This window comes from Methylobacterium sp. E-012 (genome assembly GCF_057836545.1).
Map to the genome: position 1 here is coordinate 4,721,615 of NZ_JBYQEY010000001.1, position 24,832 is coordinate 4,746,446.

Consider the following 24,832-nt stretch of genomic DNA (forward strand, 5'->3'; position numbering starts at 1 on the left):
GGCCAAGCTTCCGTGACGATATCGATGAGGTCCGGCTATTCGACGCGGATCGCAACGCTGTCGCTCGCGCCGGTCGAATCCAGGACCGAGATCCGCGCAAAGCCGGCCCCTCCTGGAAACCACTCGGCGCGGCGCCGCAGTGTCTGCAGGACCGGCTGACCGTCGACCAGCCAGGTCAGCGGCGGCACGCCGCCGAGCGCCTTCAGGGCGAGCCCCGGCCGCCCCGCAGCGTCGCCCTGCGAATCCGTCCCCAGGCCGACGTCGATCCGGGCACCGTCGGGGGGATAGGCGATGCGCAGGGCCGGACCCTGGGCGTCGGCCGACTCCGGGCCGAGGCGCCGGAGCGGCGGTGGCAGGCCGCCGGGCCCGGCCGCCACCGCGTCCTGCGGGCGCGGAACCGGCTCGGGCTCGATCCCGAGGCGCGCGAAGGCGTCGAACAGGATCGGCGCCGCCACGGTCCGGCCGACGAGGCCCGGAACGGCGGCGCCGTCCGGCCGCCCCACCCAGACCACCACGGTCACGCGGCGGTCGAACCCGGCGGCCCAGGCGTCGCGGTAGCCGTAGGATGTGCCGGTCTTGTAGGCGATGCGGTTCGGAAGGGCGTTCTCCGGCGGTGGCGTCCCGCGCAGGATATCGGCGACGTACCAGGCGGCCACGGGCTCGGCGATCCGGTGCCCGGGGCCCTCCGCCGCCCGGGCGGTCGGCCCGGCACAGGCGGTTGCGTTGGGACACGGGCTCGGAGCCGTCACGTCCGGCGCGAGCCGGCGTTGGAGGTCCGGCAGCGTGCCGCCCCGGGCGAGCCCCGCATAGAGGCGCGCGAGGTCCGTGAGCGTGATGCCGAGCCCGCCCAGCGCCACCGGAAGGCCCGGCGCCGCCTCGCGCGGGAGCTGGATCCCGGCGCCGGCCGCGCGCAGCCGCGTGATGAACCGCGCGGGACCGACCGCTTCCATCAGCTCGACGGCCGGCACGTTGAGCGACAGCTGCAGGGCCCGCCGGGCCGTGACCGTGCCCTGGAAGGTCAGGTCGAAATTCTCCGGGGCATAGCTCGCGGAGAACCGCCGGGGGCGATCCTCCAGCAGCGTCTCGGGATGTGCCAGCCCGTCCGCGAAGGCCATGGCGTAGACGAACGGCTTGAGGGCGGAGCCGGGGGAGCGGACTGCCAGGGTCATGTCGATGGCGCCGCGCCGCGACGCGTCCCAGTAGCCGGCGCTGCCGACCTGGGCGAGGACGTGCCCGGAGCGATTGTCAAGGACGAGGATCGCGGCCGAGAGGTCCGGGCCGGCCGCAGACGCACGCTCGGCGGCGAGCGCTTCCAGCCGCTCCTGCAGGCGCCCATCGATGGCGAGGCGGATCACCGGGGCGGCGGGATCGGCCGCCGCGGCCTCCTCGGCGGCGTGCGCGGCGAGCATCGGGAAGGGTTTTCGCACCGTCGGCACCGGCTCGGCCTTGGCGGCCTCGGCCTCCGACGCGGTGAGCACGCCCCGGGCGCTGGCGATGTCCAGGACGCGGTCGCGGGCGGCGCGGGCACGCCCGGGGAACCGGTCCGGCCGGCGGGTCTCGGGGGATTGCGGCAGGGCGACCAGGAGGGCGGCCTGCGCCGCGGTCAGGCGCACCGGTTCCCGCCCGAAATAGGCGAGGCTCGCGGCCCGCACGCCTTCGATCGATCCGCCATAGGGGGCCAGCGCGAGGTACAGCTCGAACAGGCGGGGCTTCCCGAGCTGCCGCTCCAGCGGGACCGCCCGGATCATCTGGCGGAACTTCGCGTCGAGGGAGCGGGCGCGCCGCGGCTCGACCAGGCGCGCCACCTGCATCGACAGGGTCGAGCCGCCGGACACGATGCGCCCGCGCGTCAGCCACTGATACGCGGCGCGCAGAACGGCCACCGGATCGATGCCGTGATGGTTGGCGAAGCGCCGGTCCTCGTAGGCGAGCAACATGTCCCGGAAGCGCGGATCGACCGCGTCCGCGGTGACCGGCAGCCGCCAGCGCCCATCCGCGGTCGCGAAGGGGCGCAGGAGCGTGCCGGATCGGTCCAGCACCACGGTCGAGCGCGCCGCCGCGGCCGTGAGGTCCAGGGGCGGCAGCCCGATGGCATAGGTCCAGACCACGCCGATGCCGGTCGCGAGGAGGCCGAGTCCGACCGCCCCGGCGAGGCCGAGGCGCGCCCCCGAGCGCCGGGGCCGCGGCGCGCCTACGCCGGGATCGGGCCTGTCCTGCGGCACGTGTCCTCCAGGTTCCGGACCCGCCGGTCCCGCGCGCAGGATTCCCAATTCCCGCGCCGCGGACAAGCCCAGTCCGGAGACGGTGGAGGCCTACGCCATGCTGACGCTGCGCCGATCCGGGAGGTCGGGACGATCCGGCCGATCCAGCCGAACCGGGAAGGGCACCACGTTGGATGGAAGCGCGAGCACCTCGGTCTCGCGCGTCGGGAGGGCCGGGCGGGGCTTTCCGGGCTTCGACCAGCGCTCGATGCGCTTGAAATAGGTCCGCCTGGCCAGCCAAGCCGGAATGCGCCTGTCCTTCGCCATGATCTGCCCCTCTCGATGCGACCGCAGACGATATCCGCTCCGACGACGCGATTGCGCCGGTGGAGCGAGTCGGAACTGCATACGTGATACGAGCGGAACGCCGGGGGCCCCGCATCCCCTGTTTGGATGATGCGGGCCGGGCGAGGCCGCTCTCAGGCGGCGGCGGTTTCCTTCGCGCGCTCCAGGGCGAGTTTGGCGACGGCCACGTGGTCGACCTTGCCGCTGCCGAGCAGCGGGATCGCGTCCAGCACCACCACCTCGGCCGGGATCGCCACGTCCGAGGCGCCGCGGCCCTTGGCGAAGCTCTGGAAGTCGGCCCGGGTGGCGCCCTTCTCCTCGGTGAACAGGATCAGGCGCTCGCCCTTGCGCGGGTCCGGCACCGCCGCGACGGCGCTCGCCCGGTCCGGCCAGCGCTCGGCGGCGAGCGCCTCGATGGCGGCGAGCGAGATCATCTCGCCGGCGACCTTGGCGAATCGCTTGGCCCGGCCCTTGATCGTGACGAAGCCCGCCGCGTCGATCGCCACGATGTCGCCGGTGTCGTGCCAGCCCCCCGGCGGGGGCTCCAGCACGCCGGGTTTGTCCGCCCGCAGGTAGCCGAGCATGATGTTGGGCCCGCGCAGGGAGAGGCGGCCGCCCTCGTCGATCCCGGGCACCGGCTCCAGGCGGGTCTCGATGCCGGGCAGGATCCGGCCGACCGTGCCGAAGCGGTTGAACATCGGCGTGTTGAGCGCCACCACCGGCCCGCATTCGGTGACGCCGTAGCCCTCCAGGATGCGCAGGCCGAATTTCTCCGCCCAGGTCCTCCGGGTCGTCTCCTTCACCGCCTCGGCGCCGGCCACGACGTAGCGGAGCGAGCGCAGGTCGTAGGCGTGGGCGGCCCGGGCGTAGCCGGTCAGGAACGTGTCGGTCCCGAACAGGACGGTGCTGTTCGAGCCGTAGATCAGTTCCGGCACGATCCGGTAATGCAGCGGCGATGGGTAGAGATAGACCGGCACCCCCGAGACCAGGGGCAGGACCAGCCCGGCCGTGAGGCCGAAGGCGTGGAACACCGGCAGGACGTTGAACACCTTGTCCATCGGGCCGAAATCGATCCGGGCCGCCACCTGCGCGACGTTGGCCAGCATGCAGCGGTTGGCGAGCACCACGCCCTTCGGCGTGCCCTCGCTGCCCGAGGTGAACAGCACCGCGGCCGGATCCTCGCCCGCGCGCGGCACCAGGGGTTTCCGGCCGGCCAGCAGGGCGCGGATCTTGTCCGGCGTGGTGATGGTCGCCCGCACGTCCTCCAGGTAGACCAGCGCGACCTGGCCCTTGATCGCCTCGACGAGGCTGCCGAGCCTTCCCTTCTCGATGAAGGCCCGGGAGGTCAGGATCCTGTCGACCTGCGCCGCCCGGCAGGCGGAGAGCACGTTGGCCGGCCCGGCCGAAAAGTTGATCATCGCCGGAACCCGGCCCGCGGAGGCCAGCGCGAACAGCGTCACCGCCGCGCCGTTGGCGTTGGGCAGCATCACGCCGATCCGGCCGCCCTCGGGCGCGAGCGGCATGAGCTTGCGGCCGAGCACGTTCGCGCCGAGGACCAGCCGGCCGTAGGTCAGGCGGCCGGTGACCGGATCCTCCACGGCGTTGCGGCGCCAGCCGTGGCGCTCGCCCGCCTCGATCAGCGCCGCCATCAGGCCGCGGTCGATGTCGGCGGTGCGAAACAGCAGCTCCGACATGATCCCGTAGAGTGCCGCGCCGGCCGCCTGGCGCCGGGCCTTGCCCTTGAGCGCCGGGTCCACCGTCAGGCGCACCGGGGGCATCACCGTGACGGTCACCTTGGGCCACCAGCGGCGGCTGACCTGCCGGCGCGACAGGCGCGAGAAGGCGGTGCGCTCCAGCCCGTCGATCTTCACGGGTACCACCATCGCCCCCGCCTTGTCGGCGATCAGCCCGGCGCCGTCATAGACCTTCATCAGGCTGCCGGTGACGGTGAGCCGGCCCTCGGGGAAGATGATCAGGGTCTCGCCGCTCTTGACGGCGTTGATCAGCGTCCGTGTGGCCAGCGGCCGGGTCGGGTCGAGGGGCATCGCCTTGGTGACGTGCAGGAACGGCCGCACCCACCAGCGCTGCGCGATCCCGCTGTCGACCGCGAAGACCGGCTCCTGATCGAGGAGCGACAGGGCCAGCGGCGCGTCGAGGAACGAGACGTGGTTCAGCGCCAGGATGCAGTTCGGACCGGCCGCCGCGACGTTGTCGAGCCCGCGGACCTCCAGCCGGTAGAAGGCCCGGAACAGGATCGACAGGGCGTCGCGGAACGGGCTCGTCGGCAGCGTCGCGAACACGATCGCGCCGACGACGAGGTTCAGCACGCCCACCACCGCGAGCAGGCTGGCGATCGAGAGGCCCGCAGCCTGCAAGGCCGCCAGCGCCAGGGTCCCGGCCACCATGAAGGCCGCCGTTACGACGTTGACCGCGCCGATGATGCGCGCGCGCATCGCTTTCTCCGCCCAGGCCTGCACGGCCGCGAAGGACGGGACGATGTAGAGGCCGCCCGACACCGCGAGGCCGAGGAAGCCGAGGCCGGTGCGCAGGCCTTCGCCGGTCCGCAGGAAGTCGATCGGTCCGATGGCATCCGCGGGGGGCGGGGGCAGGTGCCCGATCGTCCAGGCGAGGTCGAGGCCGAACAGGCCCATCAGCACCGCGCCGACCGGGGTCGGCAGCAGCACGATCCGGCCGCTGGCGAGCCACGAGGCGAGCCCCGAGCCCAGGGCGATGCCGATCGAGAACAGGGCGAGCAGCAGCGTGATCACCGTCTCGGTGCCGTTGAAGGCGCCGCGCACCAGCACGGGCAGCAGCGACAGCACCACCACGCCCACGAGCCAGAACCAGCTCACCGTGAGCGAGCCGCGCCACAGGCGCGTGTCGGCCCAGAGGTCCCTCAGCAGCGAGGCGGTCGAGCGGGCGATGTTGCGGTCGACATGCAGGTCCGGCGCCCCCTCCCCTGTCGCTGGGATCATCCGGGCCGAGAGCCAGCACAGGACGGCGAAGCCCATCACCAGGGCGCCGAACAGCAGGCCGGATCCGCCCAGAGCCGAGGCCGCCCCGGCGGCGATCGTCCCGAGCAGGATCGCCAGGAAGGTCGCGGCCTCCACCAGGGCGTTGCCGGCCGGCAGCTCCTCGCGGCGCAGGTGATCGGGCAGGATCCCGTACTTGATCGGGCCGAACAGGGCCGCGATCGTCCCGAACAGGCCGAGCGCCACGAACAGGATCGGCACGGAATGCAGCAGGAAGCCGAGCACGGCGGTGCCGGCCGCGAAGATCTCGGCGAACTTCAGCCGCCGCGCCATCAGCGCCTTGTCGTAGCGGTCGGCCCATTGGCCGCCGAGGCCCGACAGGATGAAGAACGGCCCGATGAACACGGCGCTCGCCAGCGTCACCAGGACGCCCGCATGGGCGTCCGCCTCGCCGCCGATCCCGAACAGGATCAGGAAGGCGAGCGCGTTCTTCAGAAAATTGTCGTTGAACGCCGAGAAGAACTGGCACCAGAACAGCGGCGCGAAGCGCCGCGCAGTCATCAGGGTACGGAACATGGCGGTCTCTCGGTTCCGAACCTGACTGGCCCACCAGGGACGGTCAGGTCAAATCGGACCGAGGGGAACGCACAGCGAACCCGGTCTGCGCGCCCTCGCGCCGTGTGGGCCGGCACCCGGCCCGATGCGATACGCGGTGGGACCGGCCGTCAGGTCTTGCGGCCGTGTCGCCCGATGACCGCCCCGGTGTGCCGGCCGACGAAGGCGCGCAGGGAGGCGCCGAGGTCGTAGGACCAGTGGATATGCGCCGCGAGCGCCGTGCCGACGACGAGCGCGGCGCCCGCCACGCAGGCCGGCGGGAGCAGCAGGAAGGTCAGGACCATTCCGACGGCGGTCCGCTCGGCCAGGGAGGCCTGCGGCCAGGGATCGATCGGAAGGGAGAAGCGTCGTCCGGTGCGCATGGCTTCGACCCTCGGTGGTTCGGCATGACGCAATACACGCAGTCAACAGCGGCCGGACTCGGACGTTGCGTCCCCGGATCGGAAATCGATGCCCCCGTGACGTTGCGGCCCGGTACCGCGGCGCAACCGAGCGCGCTGCCCCGTGTTGCCGGTTCGATCGTTCGGTGGTGATGAGGTCAGTATGGCACGGGTTGCGGTCGTTACTGGCGGCACGGCCGGGATCGGGCTCGCGACGGCGCATCGCTTCGCCGCCCGGGGATGGTCGGTGGCGGTGATCGCCCGCGATCCGGGCCGTCTCGCCGCGGCGGAACGGGCCCTCGCCGCTTACGGCCGACCGGTTCTGGCGATCGGCGCCGACGTCGCCGATCCGGACGCGGTCGACGCCGCCGCCCGGCGGGTGGAGACCGAACTCGGCCCGATCCGCGCCTGGGTGAACAACGCCATGTCGACCGTGGTCAGCCCGGCCGACGAGATCACCCCGGACGAGTACCGCCGGGTGACCGAGACCACTTATCTCAGCCAGGTCTACGGAACGCTCGCCGCCCTACGCTTCATGAAGCGGCGCAACCGCGGCGCGATCATCCAGGTCTCGTCCGGCCTCGCGATCCGGGCGGCGCCGCTGCAGGCCCCCTATTGCGCGGCGAAGTTCGCGGTGTCGGGCTTCACCGACGCCCTGCGCTGCGAGCTGATCCACGACAAGGTCGATGTCAGCCTCAGCGTGGTCTACCTGCCGGCCGTGAACACGCCCCAATTCAATTGGGCGCGCAACCACACCGGGCACCGGCAATACGCCCCGGACCCGGTCTTCGATCCGCGGCTCTGCGCCGAGGCGATCCTGTACGCGGTTGAGCACCCGCGCCGGGAGGTCTGGGTCGGGCGCTCTTCGATGATGATGGCCGCCGCCCAGGCCCTGGCGCCGGCGCTTGCCGACCGCAAGGCGGCCTCTATGTGGTCGGCGCAGCTCTCCGACGAGACCATTTCCGACATGGAGGGCAACCTCTACGAGGCCGTCCCGGGCGCTGTCGGGATCGACGGCCGGTTCTCCGGGCGGACCAAGGGGAGCCGGACCGAGTTCTGCACGAGCCGCACCCGCGACCTCGTGGTCGGGGGCCTCGCCGGGCTCGCGCTGATCGGGCTCGCCGGCACCGTCCACGCCGCCCGCTCGGCACGCCGTCTGCCGGACCGGTCGTGAGGCTGCATTCGCGCGCGCTGACTGTTAGATGAGCCGCCCCGAGAAAGGTTCGCGTCGATGCCCGGCTATCTGCCCTTCGCGGGGGCCCTGAAGCTCCCCGCCTATACCTGCGACAATTGCGGGTTCTGGCAGCGCCATTTCGAGACGCCGGCGGCCTGCCCGATGTGCCTCGACGCCCGTCACGTGGTGCCGCAGGACGGCTGGCGGTTCCGGACCGCCCGGGAGGCACAGGACGCGTTCCCCTGTCACTGGCAGGAGCTGGAGCCCGGCGTGTGGCGCTTCTGGAACGAGCCGGTCTCCGGCATCGGCCCCTCCGGCTACCTGATCCAGACCGAGCACGGGAATATGGGCTTCGAGGCCTGCCCGGTCTTCAGCGAGGCCGCCCTCGACCAGATCGCCCGGCTCGGCGGTATGGCGGTGCTCTCGGCCTCGCACCCGCATGCCTACGGGGCGCTGACGCAGCTCCAGGACCGGTTCGATCCGGAACTGTGCCTGCCGGCGGCCGACTTCACCTGGAGCGCGGCCCTGCAGGTGAGCTGGCCCTACGACGATTTCCTGGAGCCCCTGCCGGGCCTGGAGCTGCACCGTACCGCCGGCCATTTCGACGGCCATGCGATCCTGTACGACAGGTCGCGAAAAATCTGCTTCTGCGGCGACGCGCTGAAGTTCGAACTCGACCCGGCGGATTTCCGCCGGGCGGTCACGATCTCGGCCCACAAGGCCTTCGTGCGCGGCGTGCCGCTGACCCTGAGCGAGCTGCGTCGCTACCGCGACGTGTTCGAGCGGCTGGACTTCGTCCAGACCTGGACGCCCTTCGAGCCCGCGCGCAATTGCGGCCGGTCGGAGGTTCTGGCGCTGCTCGACCAGCTCATGAGCGGCCGGTCCCACGCCGCGCCGGTGCCCCTCGACGGGCTCCGGTCTCAGGGCCGGTAGAGGGGGTCGTTCTCGAGGCGGATCGGCTGGCCGTGGGGTGTCGCCGCGGCGGCACGCTGGAACGCCGCGGTCCGCGCCGCGACGCCCTCGGGCCCCGCCACGCCGCGCTCGGCCAGGATCGCCTCCAGGGTCGCCAGCCAGGCGCCGTAATCGGCCGCCTGCTCGGGGGCGTCCGCGGGACGGATCGCCCGGCCCAGGCGGTCCGCCCATTCCGACCAGGTGAACAGCCCGGCCTCCCGCAGGGAAACCACCAGGGCGAAGACCTGGGCCTCCCAGGGGGCCGCGAAGGTACTCGGCGCCGGATCGCTCACGCGGGCTCCAGATAGGGTTCGAAGGCCGCCACGGTGACGAGGCCGCCCGGGTCGCCGCTCTCGCCCCACAGGTCCTGCGCGGCAAAGGCGACCGTGTAGAGCCAGGTCGGGTTCTCCCCCAGCCCGTGGGCGCTGGTGTCGGGATAGACGAAGACGCCGTCGACCCGGACGATCCGGCCCCGCCGGCCGCGGACGTAGCGCGGCAGGCGGGTATGGCCGGTCGGGTGCATGTTGCACGCGATCACGGTCGCGCCGACCGCGAACCGCGCGGGGGCGTCCGCAACGCGGCTGCTGGGGAAGCCGGCCCGGAAGCGCGCCTCCAGGCCGTCGCGGCCCAGGACCCGGGCGACGGCCCCGGCGGGCGCCGCGGCCGTTCCGGAGGCCATCTCGGCCGGCGTGGCCAGGCCGGCGGCGGCGACCTGCCTCTCCAGGGCCTTCAGCCAGATCGCGTAGTAGCTCGACGACAGGTACTCCGCCGGCGGCAGCGATTCCCGGGCGGCCCGGCTGCCGTCGAGGGTCCAGGCGCCGGTGAAGCCCATGGCCAGCGCCATGGCGAAGACGCGCCGCTCCCAGTCGGCGTGGAACACCGGCTCGTCCGGCTCCGGCACCACCGGCCCGAAGCCCTGCGCGCCGCCGAGATCCTGGGCGCCGTTCATGCCGGTCTGCCCGCTGGTGCGGCTGGGATCCCCTCGGGCAGCCCTGTGCCGATCATGGAATCGCGGGTAACCAGGGCGGCGAGCGCCGCCTCGGAGAACCCCTCGGTCCCCGCGGGCCGCATCGGCAGGACCATGTAGCGGGTCTCGGCGGTGGAATCCCAGACGGTGATCCGGGTGGTCTCCGGCAGCGTCACCCCGAACTCGGCCAGCACACCCCGGGGGTCGATCACTGCCCGGGCCCGATAGGGCGGCGCCTTGTACCAGACCGGCGGCAGGCCGAGCACCGGCCAGGGGTAGCAGGAGCAGAGGGTGCACACGACGAGGTTGTGGGTCCCGGGGGTGTTCTCGACCACCACCATGTGCTCGCCGCCCCTTCCGCCGATGCCGAGTTCGGCGATTGCCGGCGTTGCGTCATCCAGCAGCCGCGCCCGGAACGCGGAATCGCTCCAGGCCCTGGCCACCACCCGGGCGCCCAGATGCGGACCGACCTTGGTCTCGTAGAGTTCGACCAGCGCGTCGAGGGCCGCCGGATCGATGTAGCCCTTCTCGGTCAGCAGGGATTCGAGCGCCCGGACCCGCGCCTCGATCGGCGTGAGGTCGCTGCCGTGGTGCACGTGATCGTGATCCGCGTGTCGATGGCTCATCCCGCCCTCCTCGCAGGGTGCAGTGTGCACCCTCGGACGCCCCTCTGCCACCCCCGGAACGCGGTTTCGGGGCCCGCCATCGGGGCAGGGATCGAAGTGCAAACGCCGGCGGGGCGCCGCGACAATCCTTTGATCCACCTGATTATTTTCCTGATGCGATCCGTCGGAACGGCGGTGAATACCAATGTCCGTGCCCGCCGGCGTGCTGGTCGTATCCACCGATACTGACCGTAGCGTTTGGTAACGGTTCATAATTCCACCGGTACCTAGGTTAGAGCGAATCCAGTATACCAGTACCAGGGATCAGGACACGTTCATGATCGACGACGCTGCGACGCCGCCGGCCGAGACCGAGAGCCCCCGGGGAGCGACGGGCTACGCCACGGCCATCGGCCAGCACCTCGCCCTGCCGATCCGGGACTATTTCAAGCTGGTCGAGCAGGAGCCGCTGCCGACACAGCTCGACGACCTCGTCGCGCGCTTCGAAGCGGCGGTGGCGGCGCACGGCCAGACCGTGGCCTTCGATTTCCGCAGTGACATCATCAAGGCGCTGCCGGCGTTGCGCACCTTCGCCCTGTCCCTGGCGGGGGATGTCAACCGGGCCGACGATCTCGTCCAGGAGACCTTCGTCAAGGCCTGGGCCAACCAGCAGCGGTTCCGCCCCGGGACGAACTTCACCGCGTGGCTGTTCACGATCCTGCGCAACCAGTTCTACTCGGACCTGCGCAAGACCCGGCGCGAGATCGAGGATGTCGACGGGACGCATGCGGGCCAGATGACCAGCCTCGCCGATCAGGAGGATGCCAGCACCCTCAAGGTGGTCTGGGCGCGTCTCGAAGGCCTGCCGGCTGCGCAGCGGCAGGCGCTGCTGCTGGTCGGCGCCGAGGGCCACACCTACGAGGAGGCGGCGAGCAAGCTCGGCTGCCAGGTCGGCACGGTGAAGAGCCGGGTCAGCCGGGCCCGGTCGTCGCTGCTCGGCACCCTCGGCGGTGTCGTGGCCGGACAGGCGCCGGCGGCCTGAACGGCGCCCCGGCTCTTCGCGAATCTCACATTCTTCGGGCTGTTCTTTGCGGGGTTCGGGGTCTGCTCAGCCGCTGACACGCGGGGCCGGAGGTCCCGCCCGTCTCACACCGGCGGCCGGCGCACATGCCACTCCGTCGCGCGCTGGAAGGCCTGCCCGATCCGGAGCGCCATCGCCTCCTCGTAGCCGCGGCAGACGATCTGGAGCGAGAGCGGCAGCCCGTCGGCGGTGAAGCCGTTCGGCAGGGCCAGGGCGCAGAGATCCAGCAGGTTGCCGAACCGGGTGAAGCGCGAAGGCAGGTGCGCCTCTTCGACAACGGCCAGCGGGACGGCGGCGGATTCCGTCGTGGGCGTCAGCAGGGCGTCGATCCCGTCCAGGGCGGCGGCGTAGAGCTGCTTCATCGCGGCGCGGCGGTGGAGCGTGGCGAGGTAGTCCTGGGCCGAAACAGTTGCGCCGGCCAGGATCCGGGCCCGCACGGCGTCGCCGAGGGGCGCGGATGGATCCTCCGCCAGGGCGCCGTTGACCAAGTAGGCCTCGGCATTGGTGATCCCGCTCATCGCCACGCAGTCGCTGAAGCGGAACGGCAGGGTGACGTCCACGATTTCGGCCCCCTGCCCGGCCAGTAGATCGAGGGCCGCGTCGTAGGCGGCGAGCATGTCGGGGGCCACGCCCTCCCGTTCGATCGCGGGCATGCGGCCGAGGCGCAGGCCGCGCACCCCGCGGTTGAGCGTCGGCCAGGGGGAGTCCGGCGGGATGCCGCGGGTCGTCGGGTCCAGGGGATCGGGGCCGGAGATCGCCTCGTAGAGGAGCGCGGCATCCTCCACCGTGCGGGCGAGCGGACCGGGCGAGTCGAGCGTCGTCGAAAGCGGCACGATCCCCCAGGTCGAGACGCGCCCGACCGTCACCTTCAGTCCGGTGAGGCCGCAGAAGGCGGACGGCAGGCGCACGGAGCCGCCGGTATCGGTGCCGAGGCCCCAGGGCGCCATCCGGGCGGCCACCGCCACGCCGGTGCCGCTGCTCGATCCGCCCGGCGTGCGCGGCGCCTCAAGGTCCCAGGGGTTCCAGGGCGTGCCGAGATGCGGGTTGGTGCCCCAGCCGCCATAGGCGAACTCCACCGTGTGGGTCTTGCCCAGCACGATCATCCCCTGCGCGATCAGCCGCCGGGCGACGGTGGCGGTGCGTTCGGCCCGGCGCGCGCGGTGGGCGGCCGACCCGCCCATGGTGATCCGGCCCTCCAGGTCGATCAGGTCCTTCAGCACCACCGGCACGCCGTGGAGCGGCCCCACCGCGTGGCCCGACCGGATCGCCCGGTCCGCCCCCTCGGCGGCGAGGCGGGCATCCGCGGAGAAGATCTCCGTGAAGGCCTGGAGCTTCGGCTCCAGCTGCGTGATCCGGCCGAGCAAAGCGTCGACCGCATCGACCGGCGACAGGGCTCGGGACCGGATCGCCCCGGCGAGTTCGGACGCGGAGGCGTGGACGGGATCGAGATCGGACATCGGACTCACTGGACGCTGACGCGGGTGAGATCGACGAACCAGGATTGCGGCGAGACGAAGCCGTGGATCTTCTTGGACATCCCGCGGGGGTTGAGGTCGTGGACGACGAACAGCCAAGGCGGATTGTCCACCAGCCGCTCGTGGGCGATCGTGGTCTGCGCGTCGATCACCTTCGCGTCGGTGGTCTCGGCGAGCGCCTTGAGGGCTGCGTCGAACGCATCGTCCTTCCAGGTGGGGAAGTTGAAGCCGTTCGGCGGGAAGCGGTCACCCGCGAAGTAGCGCGCCATCACGCTGGCATCGGAGGAGGGCGAGGACACGTTGAGCGCCATCGAGCCCTGGAGGCTCTGCGCATCCGGCAGTGCCCGGCTCGAATTGAGCAGCACCTGCCACTCGACCACGTTGAAGCTGAGTTCCACGTTGCAGGCCTGCTTCAGGTTCTCCTGCAGATACTCATTCATCGGCATCGGCAGCATCTGGCCCGAGCCGGAGGACGAGATCATCACCTTGAGGCTCAGGGGCTTCTTGTCGGTGTAGCCGGCTTCGGCCAGCAGAGCCTTCCCCTTGGCGGCGTCGAACGTGTAGCGATTCGTCGGCGAGCCGAAATTCGGATCCTTGTCGTTGAGCCATCCCGCGGCCGGCTCCGCCGTGCCGTTCAGGAGCTCGACGATGCCGGCCCGGTCGACGCAGTAGTTCAGGGCCTGCCGGACGCGCACGTCCTTGAGCGGGCTGTCCTTGGCGCCGATGTTGTAGATGTAGGGCCACACATGCGGGTACGAGCCCGTCGTGATGGTGAAGCCCGCCTGCTTGAGGGACGGGATGGCATCGGGGGCCGGAACCTCGATCCAGTCGACCTGACCCGAACGCAGGGCGGCGACCCGGGCGTTGGCCTCGGGGATCGGCAGCAGCCGGACCCGGTCGACCTTGGCCATCCGGTTCGGATCCCAGTAGCCGTCGTACTTGGCGAGGTCGACCGCCTCCCGCGGGGCGACGCGGGTGATCTTGAACGGCCCGGTTCCGGCCGCCGGAAGTGCGGCCACCTTGCTCCAGTCGCGGCCCGCCTTCTCGAAGGAGGCCGGCGCGGTGAACAGCAGGTAGACCACCATGTAGGGGAAGTAGGACGCGACCTGCGTCGTGGTGATCTGGACGGTCGCGTCGTCGATCTTCTTGTAGCTGCCGACCAGCGGCGCCCGGGCCCGGGAGATGCCGGCACCCTGTGCCTCGAATTGCGGGCTGTCGTTCTTGAAGTAGCGGTCGAGGTTCCAGATCACCGCGTCGGCGTTGAACGGCGTGCCGTCATGGAACTTGACACCCTGGCGCAAGTGGAAGGTCCAGATCGTCCTGTCGGTCGGGTCCTGCTCCCAGCGTTCGGCGAGCGCCGGAACGATGCCCGCGAGCTTGGTCGTGCTGGTCAGGTCCCACTGCACCAGCCCCTCGAAGATCGGGTAGCCGAGGAAGCGCATGCCCTCGAAGCCGTTATTGGGCATGCCCGTCGTCGTCGGGATGTCCGTGGCGGTCATGGCGATGCGCAGCACGCTCTCGGCGCTGGCCGGGCCGGCCAGGGCCACGGGACCGACCAGGGCGGCTGCAATCAGGTGGCGAAATGTCATCGGATCCCATCGTCGAAGTCGCGGCGCGCCAACCGCAAATCCCGCGCCAGCCCCCGGCATAGTCCCCGCGTCGGGCGAAGAGGAGGTGTCAGGCCTCGCCCCTTGCGCGGCGCGTCGGCTGCGCCACGATAATAAAAAATGCGTGTCGCCGGCCGCGCCGGCCGGACCGAGAGGGAGCCGCCCGTGACCGATGGGATTCCAAGCGCGATGAACGGGGCCGAGAGCCTGGTCCGGACCCTCGTGGCCGGCGGGGTCGAGGTCTGCTTCACCAATCCCGGCACCTCCGAGATGCATTTCGTCGCCGCCCTCGACCGGGTCGAGGGCATGCGCTGCGTGCTGTTCCTGTTCGAGGGCGGTGCCACCGGCGCGGCCGACGGCTACGCCCGCATGACCGACACGCCGGCCTCGACCCTGCTCCACCTCGGGCCGGGCCTCGCCAACGGCCTCGCCAACCTCCACAACGCCAAGAAGGCGCGCACCCCGGTCGTCAACATCGTCGGCGAACACGCGACCTATCACCGGGAGTACAACGCGCCGCTGACCTCGGACATCGAGGGGCTGGCCCGGCCGATGTCGTCCTGGGTGCGGACCGGGATGAGCGCCGCCGAGATTGGCCCGGACGGCGCCGCCGCCATCGCGGCCGCCCGCACCGCCCCGGGGCAGGTCGCGACCCTGATCCTCCCGGCCAATACCGCCTGGGATCCCGGCACCGGCCCCGCCCCCGTGCCGCCGGTCCCCGAGCGGGCGAAGGCCGGCGACGACGCGGTCGCGGCGGCCGTCGCGGCGCTCCGGAGCGGCGAGCCGGTGCTGCTGCATCTCGGCGACCGGGCGGTGCGTGGGGAGGGCCGGGTGATCGCCGACCGGATCGCCCGCAAGACCGGCGCGACGCTGATGGCGATGACCTCGAATTCCCGGATCGACCGCGGTGCCGGCACCGTGCCGATCGAGCGCCTGCCCTACCCGATCGACCAGGGCATCGCGGCCCTGAAGGAGTTTCGGCACATCATCCTGATCGGCGCGACCCCCCCGGTCGGCTTCTTCGCCTATCCCGGCAAGCCGAGCCTGCTCGCCCCCGAGGGCAGCACGACGATCACGCTGGCCACCCCAGAGGAGGACCAGATCGACGCCCTGGAGCGGTTGGCCGAGGCCGTCGCGGCTCCGCCCGCGGAGCCCGTCCCGGTGGCGCCGCGGCCGAAGCTCCCGGCCTCCGGGCCCCTCGACCAGGACACGATCGGGCAGGTGCTCGGTGCGCTGATCCCGGAGGGCGCGGTGATCTGCGACGAGTCGATCACCACGGGCCGCAACTTCTTCGCCCTCACCCGGGATGCCGCGCCCCATACCTGGCTCCAGCTCAGCGGCGGCTCGATCGGGCTCGGCATCCCGATGGCTACGGGCGCCGCCATCGCCTGCCCGGACCGCAAGGTCATCAACCTCCAGGCCGACGGCAGCGGCCTCTACACCGTGCAGGCGCTCTGGACCCAGGCGCGCGAGCGCCTCGACGTGGTGACGCTGGTCTGGTCGAACCGCTCCTACGCGATCCTCCGGGCGGAACTCGCCAATGTCGGCGCCCACAATCCCGGCCCGAAGGCGCTGGGCATGCTGAGCCTCGACGATCCGGCGGTGGATTGGGTCAGCCTCGCCAAGGGCTTCGGGGTCGAGGCGCGACGCGTCGAGACGCTGCCCGACTTCATCGAGGCGTTCCAGCACGCGCTGGCCAACAGGGGCCCGCACCTGATCGAAGTGGAACTGTGAGCGGGGCCACGTACGCCCTCCCCGGGCTCGAAGGCCCGGTCGAGATCCGCGTCGACCGCTGGGGGCTGGCGCATATCCGGGCGGGGACCGCCCCCGACGCCTTCCGGGCTCAGGGCTTCAACGCGGCGCGGGACCGGCTCTGGCAGCTCGACCTCTGGCGCAAGCGCGGCCTCGGCCTGCTGGCGGCGGATTTCGGGCCCGGCTACCTCGCCCAGGACCGCGCCGCCCGGCTGTTCCTCTACCGGGGCGACATGGCCGCCGAATGGGCCGCCTACGGCCCGCAGGATACGCGCGCCATCGTCACGGCCTTCGTGGACGGGCTCAACGCCTACGTGGCGCTCACCGAAGCCCGGCCGGAATTGCGGCCGCCGGAATTCGCCCTGACGGATACGCGCCCCGCCCGTTGGCAACCGGAGGACGTGGTGCGCATCCGCAGCCACGGGCTGGTGCGCAACGTCCTCTCCGAGGTCGCCCGCGCCAAGGTGCTGGCCCGCGCGGAATCCCGGGAGGCCGGTCTCGCCGCAGACGACCTGCGCAAGCGCATCAGCCCACCGCACGATCCGGTGGTGCCGGGCGGGATCGACGCTGCCGCCTGGCCGGACGATCTCCTGGACGCGTTTCGTCTGGCCACCGCCACGGTCGGGTTCAGCCCTGAGCGGATGGCGGCCTCCCGCGACGAGGCCTCGGACTGGTCCAAGGTCGACGCGCACGGCGCCGTCACGCGGGGGAAGCGCGCCGTCCCGAAGGAGCCGGCCGAGGGCTCGAACAACTGGGTGGTCGGACCCGCCCGCACCGAGACCGGCCGCCCGATCCTGGCGAGCGACCCGCACCGGGTCTACCTGCAGCCCTCCCTGCGCTACGCGGTCCATCTCACCGCCCCGGGGCTCGACGTGATCGGGGCCGGCGAGCCGGCGCTCCCCGGCATCTCCATCGGCCATAATGGGCAGGCCGCGTTCAGCCTCACCATCGCGCCGATGGACCAGGAGGATCTTTTTGTCTGCGAAACCGATCCGGCGGATCCGGACCGCTACAGGTACGATGGCGGCTGGGAGCGGATCGCGCGCAACGTGGAGAACATTCCGGTGCGCGGCGGGCCGGACGAGACCGTGGTGCTGGGCTTAACCCGGCACGGGCCGGTCATCCGCGAAACACCGGGCCTGGCCTTCGCCCTGCGGACCGTCTGGTCCGAGCCCGGCGCTGCCGCCTATCTCGGCAGCCTCGCCTATCTCGGCGCCACCAGCCCCGAGGCCTTCGGCACGGCCCTGCGCCACTGGTCGGCGCCGTCGGTGAACCAGCTCTATGCCGACGCCACGGGCCGGATCGCGTGGTTCATGGCCGGCAAGGCGCCGGTCCGCCCGGCCCATGACGGGCTGCTGCCGGTCCCGGGCGACGGCCGCTACGACTGGGCCGGGTTCCACGATCCGGACACCCTGCCCCGGAGCATCGACCCGGCCTCGGGCTGGCTCGCCACCGCCAACGAGATGAACCTGCCGCCGGATTTTCCGGCCGAGGGCCGGAAGGTCGGGTTCGAATGGGCCGAGCCCTGGCGCGCCCGCCGCATCCGCGCAGTGCTCGGCGGCCAGACGCACCACAGCCTCGCGGATTCGCAGGCCCTCCAGGGCGACGCCTTCTCCGAACCGGCCCTGCGCCTCGCCGATCTCATCCGGGCGCTGCCGGCGGGAACCGATCCAGAGGTCGCCGCGGCCCGAGCCCTGCTGGCCCCGTTCGACGGTGGGCTGAGCCCGGATTCCGCCGCGGCCGCCCTCGTGGAGGTGTTTTGGGTGCATCACCTGCGCCCGGCCCTGCTCGAGACGCTCGCGCCGGATGCCGGGACGCGCCGCCTGCTGCCGCCCGGCGACACCCAGAGCCTGATCGAGCGGCTGGAAACCGGCCTCGACCCCGTGACCCGCGATGCGCTGCTGGCGGACGCCCTCGGGGCCGCGTTCCGGGACTGCCTGGACCGGCTGGGGCCGGATCCGATGGGGCGGTTCACTGTGGATGCAGTAGGCACCCTCCCTCCCCCCTCTGCGGGGGAGGGTGGCCCTCGCGTCAGCGAGAATCGGGAGAGGGGAACCCGGCTTCCGGAAGAGGCGCACGCGGCGGGCAGGGCGCAGCCCTGTTCTGCGCCGTCGCTCCCCTCTCCCGACCCGCTTCGCGGGCCACCCTCCCCCGCAGAGGGGGGAGGGAAATCCGTGGAGACGACCGCCCTCGATGCCGGCTGGTCCTGGGGCCGCCTGCATCACGCCCTGTTCGCCCATCCCCTCACCGCCGTGAGGCCCGATCCGGCCTGGGATGTCGGTCCGTTGCCCGTGGGCGGGTCCGCGGCATCGGTCATGCACGCGGAGTACCGGACCGACACGTTCCGGCTCACCCACGGCGCCTCGTTCCGCATGGTCGTGGATGTGGGCGACTGGGACCGCTCGGTCTTCGTCAACGTGCCGGGCCAGTCGGGGAATCCGGAGAGCCCGCACTACGCCGACCTCGCCCCGATCTGGGGGCGTCAGGACCATGTGCCGATGCTCTACGGCCGCGCGGCCGTGGACGCGGCGACCGAGACCATCATCACCCTGATGCCGGGCTCCCCCTGACCCGGCGGCCGGGACCGAACGGGACAGGACCTTGAAGATCTTCATCGCAGGCCTCGCCACCGAGACCAACACCTTCGCGCCGCTGCCCACCGGCCGTGCCGCCTTCCGCGCCGACTACGCCCGCCGGGACGGGACGCGGAACCCGCCGAGCCTCAGCAATATCGGCCTCAAGGCCTGGCGCACGATGGCCGAGGCCGACGGGCACAGCGTGATCGAGAGCCTCTCGACCTTCGCCCAGCCCGGCGGGATCACGCTTCGGGACGTCTATGAAGAGTTGCGCGACGCCCTGCTGGCGGACCTCAAGGCGGCGATGCCGGTGGACGCGGTGCTTCTGTTCATGCACGGCGCCATGGTGGCCGCGGGCTACGACGATTGCGAGGGCGACACCCTGGAGCGGGCTCGCGCCCTCGTCGGGCCGGACACCACGATCGGCGTCGAACTCGACCTGCACTGCCACCTCACCGAGACGATGCGGCGAAACGCCGACGTCATCGTGATCTACAAGGAATACCCCCACACCGACATCGTCGACCGCGCCCGCGATCTCTATCCGCTGGTGATCCGGACCGTCTCAAAGGAAATCCGGCCCGTGATGGCCTATGCCGATTGCCGGATCATCAACATGTGGCGCACCAGCCGCGAGCCGGTCGCGGGCTTCGTTCGCCGGATGGAATCGCTGGAAGGGAGGGATGGCATCCTGTCGGTCTCCTTCGGGCACGGCTTCCCGTGGGGCGACGTGCCCGATGTCGGCGCCAAGATGCTCGTCGTCGCCGACGGCGATGCCGCCAAGGCCCAGGCCCTGGCCGACGACCTCGCCGCCGCCGTCTGGGCGATGCGAGAGGCGGCGGCCAGCCGGTGCGACAGCATCGATGCGGCCATCGACGCGGCGCTGGGCTCCACCGACCCGCGCCCGATGGTGCTCGCCGACTTCGCCGACAATGCCGGCGCGGGCGCGCCCTCGGACAACACCGCGATCCTGGCCCGCCTCGCGGAGCGCGCCGTCAAGGACGTGGCGCTCGGCCTGATCTGGGATCCCGGCGCGGTCGGCATCTGCCACGAGGCCGGGCTCGGGGCGACCTTCACGTTGCGGATCGGCGGCAAGTGCGGCGTGACCTCGGGCGATCCCGTCGACCTGCGGATCACCGTGCGCGGCCTCTCGGACGATCACAGCCAGACCGGCCTCAGCGGCGGCCGGGCCCATCTCGGCCCCGCCGCCTGGGTCGAGGCGGACGGGATCCACGTGGTGCTGACCCACAGGCGCCAGCAGGCCTTCGCGCCGGACGCCTTCACGGGGCTCGGGCTGACCCTCGCCGACAAGCAGATCGTCGTGGTGAAGTCGATGCAGCATTTCTACGCCGCCTTCGCGCCCATCGCGAGCGCGGTGCGCTACGTGGCCGCCCCCGGAGCCGTCCCGCCGGATTACGGCGCGATTCCCTACACCAAGCGATCCGGCGCCTACTGGCCGCGGGTCGCCGATCCCTTCGCCGCGGAGGCCGCCCGATGATCCCGGATCTGCACGTCGAGGCCCAGGACATCCTGGCGACCCTGCGCCCCTGGGTCGAATGCGAGAGCCCGACCCACGACGCGGCCGCGGTCAACCGGATGATGGGCCTCGCCGCCCGCGACCTCGCCGTCGCGGGGGCCCAGGTCGAGACGATTCCCGGCCGGATGGGCCTGAGCGACTGCGTCCGCGCCCGCTTCCCGCACCCGCGGCGGGACGTGCCCGGCATCCTGGTGCTTGGCCATCTCGACACGGTGCATCCGGTGGGCACCCTCGGGAGCCTGCCGTGGCGGATCGAGGGCAATCGCGCCTACGGGCCGGGCATCCTCGACATGAAGGGTGGCAACGTCATCGCGCTCGCGGCGATCCGTGCCCTGGCGGCGGCGGGAATCGAGACGCCGCTGCCCGTGACCGTGCTGTTCACCGGCGACGAGGAGGTCGGCAGCCCCTCGACCCGCGACCTGATCGAGGCCGAGGCCGCCCGCCACGCCTTCGTGCTGGTCCCCGAGCCAGGCCAGCCGGAGAACGGCGTGGTCACCGGCCGCTACGCCATCGCCCGCTTCGACCTGGAGGCCCGAGGCCGCCCGAGCCACGCCGGATCCGCACCCCACGAGGGGCGCTCGGCGATCCGCGCGATGGCGCGCATGATCCTCGCCATCGACGCCCTGTCGGATGGCGACTGCACCGTCTCCACCGGCATCGTCTCCGGCGGCCAGTGGGTGAACTGCGTTCCGACGCTCTGCCGCGGGCAGGCGCTGAGCATGGCCAAGCGCCAGGCCGATCTCGACCGCGGCGTCGCGCGGATGCTGGCCCTGTCGGGGGAGGAGGACGGGGTCCGCTTCACGGTGACTCGGGGCGTGACCCGCCCGGTCTGGGAGCCGGATGCCGGCTGCCTGGCCCTCTACGCCCGGGCCCGGGCCTTGAGCGAGGCGTTGGGCCAGCCCCTGCCCCACCGCAGCGCCGGCGGCGGTTCGGACGGCAATTTCACCGGCGCCAACGGCATCCCGACCCTCGACGGTCTCGGGCCCCTCGGCCAGGGCTACCACACCCTGGAGGAGCACGTCCTGATCGAGACCCTACCGCAGCGGGCACGGCTGTTCGCGGCTCTGCTGGCCGATCTCGGCGCGGGCGGGCAGGCCTGAGCCCTGCACCTATGCCCCGGCGTCAGGCCGGATCGACCGGCATCTCGGGCACGCCGGCCGCCTCGATGGCCGCGCCGGCGGCGAGGCACAGGTCCTCCCGGTAGCGGGCCGCCACGAGTTGCACGCCCACGGGGGTCCGGCCGACGAGACCGGTGGTGACGGTGAGCGCCGGGATGCCGAGGGGCGCCAGCCCGACCTGGAGGAGGTTCGCCTCGAAGGCCCGGGCGATTCCGGCATCGCCCGTGCAGTCGAGCCCGTCCGGGAACGGGAGCTCGGCCGAGACCGGTACCAGCAGGACCGGGTTCTCGGCGAGGAACAGCGACCAGGCCCGGGCCAAGGTGGCCCGCCGGGTGAGCGCCGCCGCGATCGCGTCGGGGGTCATCGCCTCGGCCTGCGGTCGGAAGCTGTCCAGCAGGCCGATCGCGGCGGGATCGCCCTCCCGCTCCGCCGCGGCGCGCAGGGCCGCGAAGCCGTCGCCCAGCCAGAGCTGGAGCTGCAGCGCGCTCGCCTCCCGGATCGGCGGCGTGTCGTCGATCTCCGTGACCGCCCAGCCGGCCTCGGCCAGGCGCCGCGCCGACTCCCGCAGGGCCGTCTCCACCTCCGGAACGACCGCGAGGCCCCCGGGCCGCACGCACAGGGCGACCCGGTGCGGGACGGGTGGACCGCCGAGGGGCGCGGGCACCCACCACGGGTCGCGCGGATCCGGGGCCGCCATGACTTCCAGCGCGAGGCGCAGATCCGCGATGCTGCGGGCGAGCGGCCCCGACACCGCCATCAGCTGCGGCCCGATCCCGCGCTCCGGCGCGGTCGGGTTCCAGGCCGGGATCCGGCCGAGGCTCGGACGCAGCCCGTGGACCCCGCACGCATAGGCCGGGTAGCGCACGGACCCGGCGATGTCGGTGCCGTGGGCCAGCGCGCCGATCCCGGCCGCCACCGCCGCCCCGGCGCCCCCCGACGAGCCCCCCGGGGTCAGCGCCGGATCGCGCGGGTTCTTCGTGGCGCCGTGCAGCTGGTTGGTGGTGAACCAGCGCAGCGAGAAGGCGGGCGTGTTGGTGCGCCCGAGCAGCACCGCCCCGGCGCGACGGAGATTTCCCACGACCGGGTTGTCCTCCGCGGCGACGAGGTCGCGCTGGAGGCGCAGTCCGTTCGTCGTGGCGAAGCCGCGCTGGTCGACGTTCACCTTCACGGTCACCGGCACGCCCGCTAGCGGCCCCAGGATTTCGCCGCGGGTCCGGGCGGCATCGACCGCGTCGGCCTGCGCCAGCACCTCCTCCGGACGGTGCTCGACCACGGCGTTGATCCGGCCGTTGACGGCATCCAGGCGATTGAGGGCCGCCTGCGCAACCTCCCGGGCCGAGACCTGGCCGGTCCGGATCAGGGCCGCGAGGTCGGTCGCCGTCAGACGCCAGAGCTGCATGGGGTATCCTTTGGAACGTCCCGGAAGGGCCGGGTCCGACCTGCGATTCGGGGCGAACGCGGGGTGTGGTTACCTTATTCAATATGCAGGCCAGCCGCCGCATTTTTGCGCATCCGCGGATCGCCAGTATCGGCAAGGGTTTGCCGCATTGCAGCAGAATTACCTAAGCATTCATCCGTATCGAGCCCTTGCTACCGCGACGACGATAGCTAACCTGCCGTCTGTTCGCGCGTTCGACCGATCAATCCGAAAAAAGGATCGCTCTCCTCAGTCCACGGCAACCCACCTCCAGCGAAGGCAGAGACCCATGGCACAGGTGATTCGCGTCAAGCCGACGCACGACGGCACCTATACGGTCTATCGCGGGACACTCGCGTTGATCTGCGGTCTGACCCGGCTCCAGGCCGAGCGCTACGAGGCCAGCCTCACCCGGCAGCAGCGCACCAATATGACGGCCGCCGGCGCCTGATCGGGGCTGCCGATCGACGGGCCGGCGCGACCGATGCGCCGGTCGGACGAATCAGGTCAGATCGACGGGGCCGAGATCGCAGATCGCCCCCTCCGCGCCGAGGCCCCGGCGCCGGGCCGCCAGCGTATAGCCGTCCCCGGCCCGGTCGATGTCGTACAGGACGTAGGAGGCCCGGCGCGCGGCGAGTGCCCCGTGCCCGTCCGCCCGGGCCGAGGCCGAGGGGACCCCGACGATCGGCACGGCGCGGCCGTCCGGACCCGGGATGGCGGCCGTGCTGATGACGTGGTTGTGGCCGTGCAGGATCAGGTCGGCGCCGGCGCGCCCGATCATCGCCGTGAAGGCCGCCGCGTCCTTCAGCTCGCGCCCCGGCGCGGCGCCCCCCGGCTGCGGCGGGTGATGGATCATGACCACGCGGAACGGCCGGCCCGGCTCAGTGGCGAGTGCCCGGAGCAGGACCTCGGCCGCGGCCAGTTGCGGCGCGCCGAGGCGTCCGGTGGCCACGAACGGTTTCGTCGGGATCGCGCTGGAGAGACCGACCAGCGCGAGCGGCCCCCGCCGCCTGAGATAGGGGAAGCGGCCCCACGACCCCGAATCGTCGCTGGTGAAGCGGCTGCAGGCGGCGAGCAGTCCTTCCAGGGAGCCGCGGACATAGGCGTCGTGATTGCCCGGCACGAAGCTCACCGCGTCGGGCGTGCCCAGCGCCTCCAGGAAGGTGCGCGCCGTCTCCCACTCGCTCGGCAGGCCGATGTTGCACAGGTCCCCGGTGCAGGCGACGTGCCCGGCCCCCTGCGTCTTCAGGTCGGCCACGAGGGCCTCAAGCACGGCCATGTCGTGGCTGCGCGAGCGGCCGCGCCGCCAGTTGGCATAGCCGGTGGCCCGCTTGCCGATGAGCTGATGCAGGCGCACCCGGCCGAGGGGGCCGACATGCGGGTCGCTGAGGTGGGCGAGGCGGAAGGTCAACGCCGGAGGTCACGCGCGAGTCGGCCGGGAGCGGCCCTGAAAATACGGCCCCGGCATCGCGGGCGCGGGCAGCGCCGTCAAGCGCTCCCGATGAGGATCCCCGTCGCGAGCACCAGGGCGCCGCCGAGCATCACCTGCATGGCCGCCCGCCAGAACGGCGTCGCCATGAACCGCGTGCGGATCGCCGCGATGGCGATGAGTTCGACCACCACGACGAGCACCGCGAGGGTCGTGGCCAGGACGAAGGGATTCGACCAGCCCGCGGGCAGCGTGTCGGGGATCGCGTAGGGCAGCGTGTGGCCGAGGCCCCCGAGCGTCGTCATCACGCCGCAGACGAGGCCGCGGATCCACGGGTCGCCGCGGCCGGTGACGCTGCCGTCGTCCGAGAGGGCCTCGGTGAAGCCCATGCTGATCCCGGCGCCCACGGAAGCCGCGAGACCGACGAGGAAGGTCGCGCCGTTGTGTCCCGTGGCGAAGGCCGCCGCGAAGATCGGCGCGAGGGTCGAGACCGAGCCGTCGATCAGGCCGGCTAGGCCGGGTTGCACGTAGCGCAGGACGAAGGCGCGACGCGCATCCGCGGCCAACGTGGCGGTATCCTCGAAAACGGCTGCCATCCCGGAATTCCTCTCTAGACTGATTCCAATCTAT

19 protein-coding genes and 1 pseudogene are annotated in these 24,832 nt (G+C 72.1%); 8 read left to right on the forward strand and 12 right to left on the reverse strand.

Annotated elements, in window-relative coordinates:
- Positions 1 to 35: 35 nt before the first annotated feature.
- From pbpC to AC3IF1_RS22620, 4 genes are all read right to left on the reverse strand, one after another.
- Positions 36 to 2,222, reverse strand: a complete 2,187-nt coding sequence (pbpC, locus tag AC3IF1_RS22605) for a penicillin-binding protein 1C (protein ID WP_489219436.1) — start codon at positions 2,220 to 2,222, stop codon at positions 36 to 38.
- Between the two features lie 90 nt (positions 2,223 to 2,312).
- Positions 2,313 to 2,528 (reverse strand): hypothetical protein, encoded by a 216-nt coding sequence (locus tag AC3IF1_RS22610; RefSeq protein ID WP_489219437.1) that lies wholly within the window; start codon positions 2,526 to 2,528, stop codon positions 2,313 to 2,315.
- 152 nt (positions 2,529 to 2,680) lie between these two features.
- Complete coding sequence (locus AC3IF1_RS22615; protein ID WP_489219438.1) at positions 2,681 to 6,094, reverse strand: acyl-[ACP]--phospholipid O-acyltransferase; 3,414 nt, start codon at positions 6,092 to 6,094, stop codon at positions 2,681 to 2,683.
- Positions 6,095 to 6,243: 149 nt separating this feature from the next.
- The gene (locus tag AC3IF1_RS22620) at positions 6,244 to 6,495 is read right to left on the reverse strand and encodes a hypothetical protein (RefSeq protein WP_489219439.1); all 252 of its coding nucleotides are present in this window, start codon (positions 6,493 to 6,495) and stop codon (positions 6,244 to 6,246) included.
- A gap of 181 nt (positions 6,496 to 6,676) precedes the next feature.
- Here AC3IF1_RS22620 and AC3IF1_RS22625 point away from each other — a divergent pair, with 181 nt between their 5' ends.
- Entirely contained in the window at positions 6,677 to 7,687 is a 1,011-nt protein-coding gene (locus tag AC3IF1_RS22625; RefSeq protein WP_489219440.1) for an SDR family oxidoreductase, read from the forward strand.
- Between the two features lie 57 nt (positions 7,688 to 7,744).
- On the forward strand, positions 7,745 to 8,620 hold the full coding sequence (locus AC3IF1_RS22630) for an MBL fold metallo-hydrolase (protein ID WP_489219441.1): 876 nt from the start codon (positions 7,745 to 7,747) through the stop codon (positions 8,618 to 8,620).
- Here the strand turns inward: AC3IF1_RS22630 and AC3IF1_RS22635 are convergent.
- The 3 genes from AC3IF1_RS22635 to nthA are packed head-to-tail and all read right to left on the reverse strand — an operon-like array spanning position 8,608 to position 10,231.
- Positions 8,608 to 8,931 carry a nitrile hydratase accessory protein gene (locus AC3IF1_RS22635; protein ID WP_243967979.1) on the reverse strand — a complete coding sequence of 108 codons (324 nt, stop codon included), beginning with the start codon at positions 8,929 to 8,931 and terminating at the stop codon, positions 8,608 to 8,610. The two genes, AC3IF1_RS22630 and AC3IF1_RS22635, sit on opposite strands and share 13 nt — an antisense overlap.
- Entirely contained in the window at positions 8,928 to 9,587 is a 660-nt protein-coding gene (nthB, locus tag AC3IF1_RS22640) for a nitrile hydratase subunit beta (protein ID WP_489219442.1), read from the reverse strand. Before nthB ends, AC3IF1_RS22635 begins: the two co-directional genes overlap by 4 nt.
- Positions 9,584 to 10,231, reverse strand: a complete 648-nt coding sequence (nthA, locus tag AC3IF1_RS22645) for a nitrile hydratase subunit alpha (protein WP_489219443.1) — start codon at positions 10,229 to 10,231, stop codon at positions 9,584 to 9,586. Before nthA ends, nthB begins: the two co-directional genes overlap by 4 nt.
- Before the next feature lie 316 nt (positions 10,232 to 10,547).
- Between nthA and AC3IF1_RS22650 the strand changes: the two genes are divergently transcribed.
- Complete coding sequence (locus AC3IF1_RS22650; RefSeq protein WP_489219444.1) at positions 10,548 to 11,252, forward strand: sigma-70 family RNA polymerase sigma factor; 705 nt, start codon at positions 10,548 to 10,550, stop codon at positions 11,250 to 11,252.
- 104 nt (positions 11,253 to 11,356) lie between these two features.
- Here the strand turns inward: AC3IF1_RS22650 and AC3IF1_RS22655 are convergent, their stop codons facing one another.
- Both AC3IF1_RS22655 and AC3IF1_RS22660 read right to left on the reverse strand, forming a co-directional pair.
- On the reverse strand, positions 11,357 to 12,748 hold the full coding sequence (locus tag AC3IF1_RS22655) for an amidase (RefSeq protein WP_489219445.1): 1,392 nt from the start codon (positions 12,746 to 12,748) through the stop codon (positions 11,357 to 11,359).
- 5 nt (positions 12,749 to 12,753) lie between these two features.
- Positions 12,754 to 14,355 (reverse strand): ABC transporter substrate-binding protein, encoded by a 1,602-nt coding sequence (locus AC3IF1_RS22660; RefSeq protein ID WP_489219446.1) that lies wholly within the window; start codon positions 14,353 to 14,355, stop codon positions 12,754 to 12,756.
- A gap of 207 nt (positions 14,356 to 14,562) precedes the next feature.
- Here AC3IF1_RS22660 and AC3IF1_RS22665 point away from each other — a divergent pair, with 207 nt between their 5' ends.
- From AC3IF1_RS22665 to AC3IF1_RS22680, 4 genes are read left to right on the forward strand one after another with little or no spacing between them, the layout of a single operon-like run.
- A complete protein-coding gene (locus tag AC3IF1_RS22665) occupies positions 14,563 to 16,107 on the forward strand; it encodes an acetolactate synthase large subunit (RefSeq protein ID WP_489220445.1) in 1,545 nt (514 codons plus the stop codon).
- Positions 16,104 to 18,695, forward strand: a complete 2,592-nt coding sequence (locus tag AC3IF1_RS22670) for a penicillin acylase family protein (RefSeq protein ID WP_489219447.1) — start codon at positions 16,104 to 16,106, stop codon at positions 18,693 to 18,695. The genes AC3IF1_RS22665 and AC3IF1_RS22670 overlap by 4 nt, the downstream gene beginning before the upstream one ends.
- A gap of 31 nt (positions 18,696 to 18,726) precedes the next feature.
- A complete protein-coding gene (locus AC3IF1_RS22675; RefSeq protein WP_489219448.1) occupies positions 18,727 to 20,199 on the forward strand; it encodes a M81 family metallopeptidase in 1,473 nt (490 codons plus the stop codon).
- Positions 20,196 to 21,338 carry a M20/M25/M40 family metallo-hydrolase gene (locus AC3IF1_RS22680; protein ID WP_489219449.1) on the forward strand — a complete coding sequence of 381 codons (1,143 nt, stop codon included), beginning with the start codon at positions 20,196 to 20,198 and terminating at the stop codon, positions 21,336 to 21,338. Before AC3IF1_RS22675 ends, AC3IF1_RS22680 begins: the two co-directional genes overlap by 4 nt.
- 22 nt (positions 21,339 to 21,360) lie before the next feature.
- Here AC3IF1_RS22680 and AC3IF1_RS22685 read toward each other — a convergent pair whose 3' ends face one another.
- On the reverse strand, positions 21,361 to 22,755 hold the full coding sequence (locus tag AC3IF1_RS22685; RefSeq protein WP_489219450.1) for an amidase family protein: 1,395 nt from the start codon (positions 22,753 to 22,755) through the stop codon (positions 21,361 to 21,363).
- Positions 22,756 to 23,062: 307 nt separating this feature from the next.
- Between AC3IF1_RS22685 and AC3IF1_RS22690 the strand changes: the two genes are divergently transcribed.
- A complete protein-coding gene (locus AC3IF1_RS22690; RefSeq protein ID WP_243967991.1) occupies positions 23,063 to 23,224 on the forward strand; it encodes a hypothetical protein in 162 nt (53 codons plus the stop codon).
- Positions 23,225 to 23,275: 51 nt separating this feature from the next.
- On the opposite strand, the gene AC3IF1_RS22695 is transcribed toward AC3IF1_RS22690, so the two are convergent.
- Both AC3IF1_RS22695 and AC3IF1_RS22700 read right to left on the reverse strand, forming a co-directional pair.
- On the reverse strand, positions 23,276 to 24,184 hold the full coding sequence (locus AC3IF1_RS22695; RefSeq protein ID WP_243967992.1) for a metallophosphoesterase family protein: 909 nt from the start codon (positions 24,182 to 24,184) through the stop codon (positions 23,276 to 23,278).
- Positions 24,185 to 24,261: 77 nt separating this feature from the next.
- Positions 24,262 to 24,756, reverse strand: a pseudogene (locus AC3IF1_RS22700) (VIT1/CCC1 transporter family protein); the annotation flags it as partial.
- Between the last annotated feature and the right edge of the window lie 76 nt (positions 24,757 to 24,832).

Excerpts from the sequence above, each read along its gene's own strand:
- AC3IF1_RS22665 (WP_489220445.1), top strand. The coding sequence starts at position 14,563 with ATGAACGGGGCCGAGAGCCTGGTCCGGACCCTCGTGGCCGGCGGGGTC.
- AC3IF1_RS22615 (WP_489219438.1), bottom strand. The coding sequence starts at position 6,094 with ATGTTCCGTACCCTGATGACTGCGCGGCGCTTCGCGCCGCTGTTCTGG.
- nthB (WP_489219442.1), bottom strand. The coding sequence starts at position 9,587 with ATGAACGGCGCCCAGGATCTCGGCGGCGCGCAGGGCTTCGGGCCGGTG.
- AC3IF1_RS22660 (WP_489219446.1), bottom strand. The coding sequence starts at position 14,355 with ATGACATTTCGCCACCTGATTGCAGCCGCCCTGGTCGGTCCCGTGGCC.
- AC3IF1_RS22685 (WP_489219450.1), bottom strand. The coding sequence starts at position 22,755 with ATGCAGCTCTGGCGTCTGACGGCGACCGACCTCGCGGCCCTGATCCGG.
- AC3IF1_RS22620 (WP_489219439.1), bottom strand. The coding sequence starts at position 6,495 with ATGCGCACCGGACGACGCTTCTCCCTTCCGATCGATCCCTGGCCGCAG.
- AC3IF1_RS22625 (WP_489219440.1), top strand. The coding sequence starts at position 6,677 with ATGGCACGGGTTGCGGTCGTTACTGGCGGCACGGCCGGGATCGGGCTC.
- AC3IF1_RS22690 (WP_243967991.1), top strand. The coding sequence starts at position 23,063 with ATGGCACAGGTGATTCGCGTCAAGCCGACGCACGACGGCACCTATACG.
- nthA (WP_489219443.1), bottom strand. The coding sequence starts at position 10,231 with ATGAGCCATCGACACGCGGATCACGATCACGTGCACCACGGCAGCGAC.
- AC3IF1_RS22655 (WP_489219445.1), bottom strand. The coding sequence starts at position 12,748 with ATGTCCGATCTCGATCCCGTCCACGCCTCCGCGTCCGAACTCGCCGGG.
- AC3IF1_RS22610 (WP_489219437.1), bottom strand. The coding sequence starts at position 2,528 with ATGGCGAAGGACAGGCGCATTCCGGCTTGGCTGGCCAGGCGGACCTAT.
- AC3IF1_RS22630 (WP_489219441.1), top strand. The coding sequence starts at position 7,745 with ATGCCCGGCTATCTGCCCTTCGCGGGGGCCCTGAAGCTCCCCGCCTAT.
- AC3IF1_RS22680 (WP_489219449.1), top strand. The coding sequence starts at position 20,196 with ATGATCCCGGATCTGCACGTCGAGGCCCAGGACATCCTGGCGACCCTG.
- AC3IF1_RS22650 (WP_489219444.1), top strand. The coding sequence starts at position 10,548 with ATGATCGACGACGCTGCGACGCCGCCGGCCGAGACCGAGAGCCCCCGG.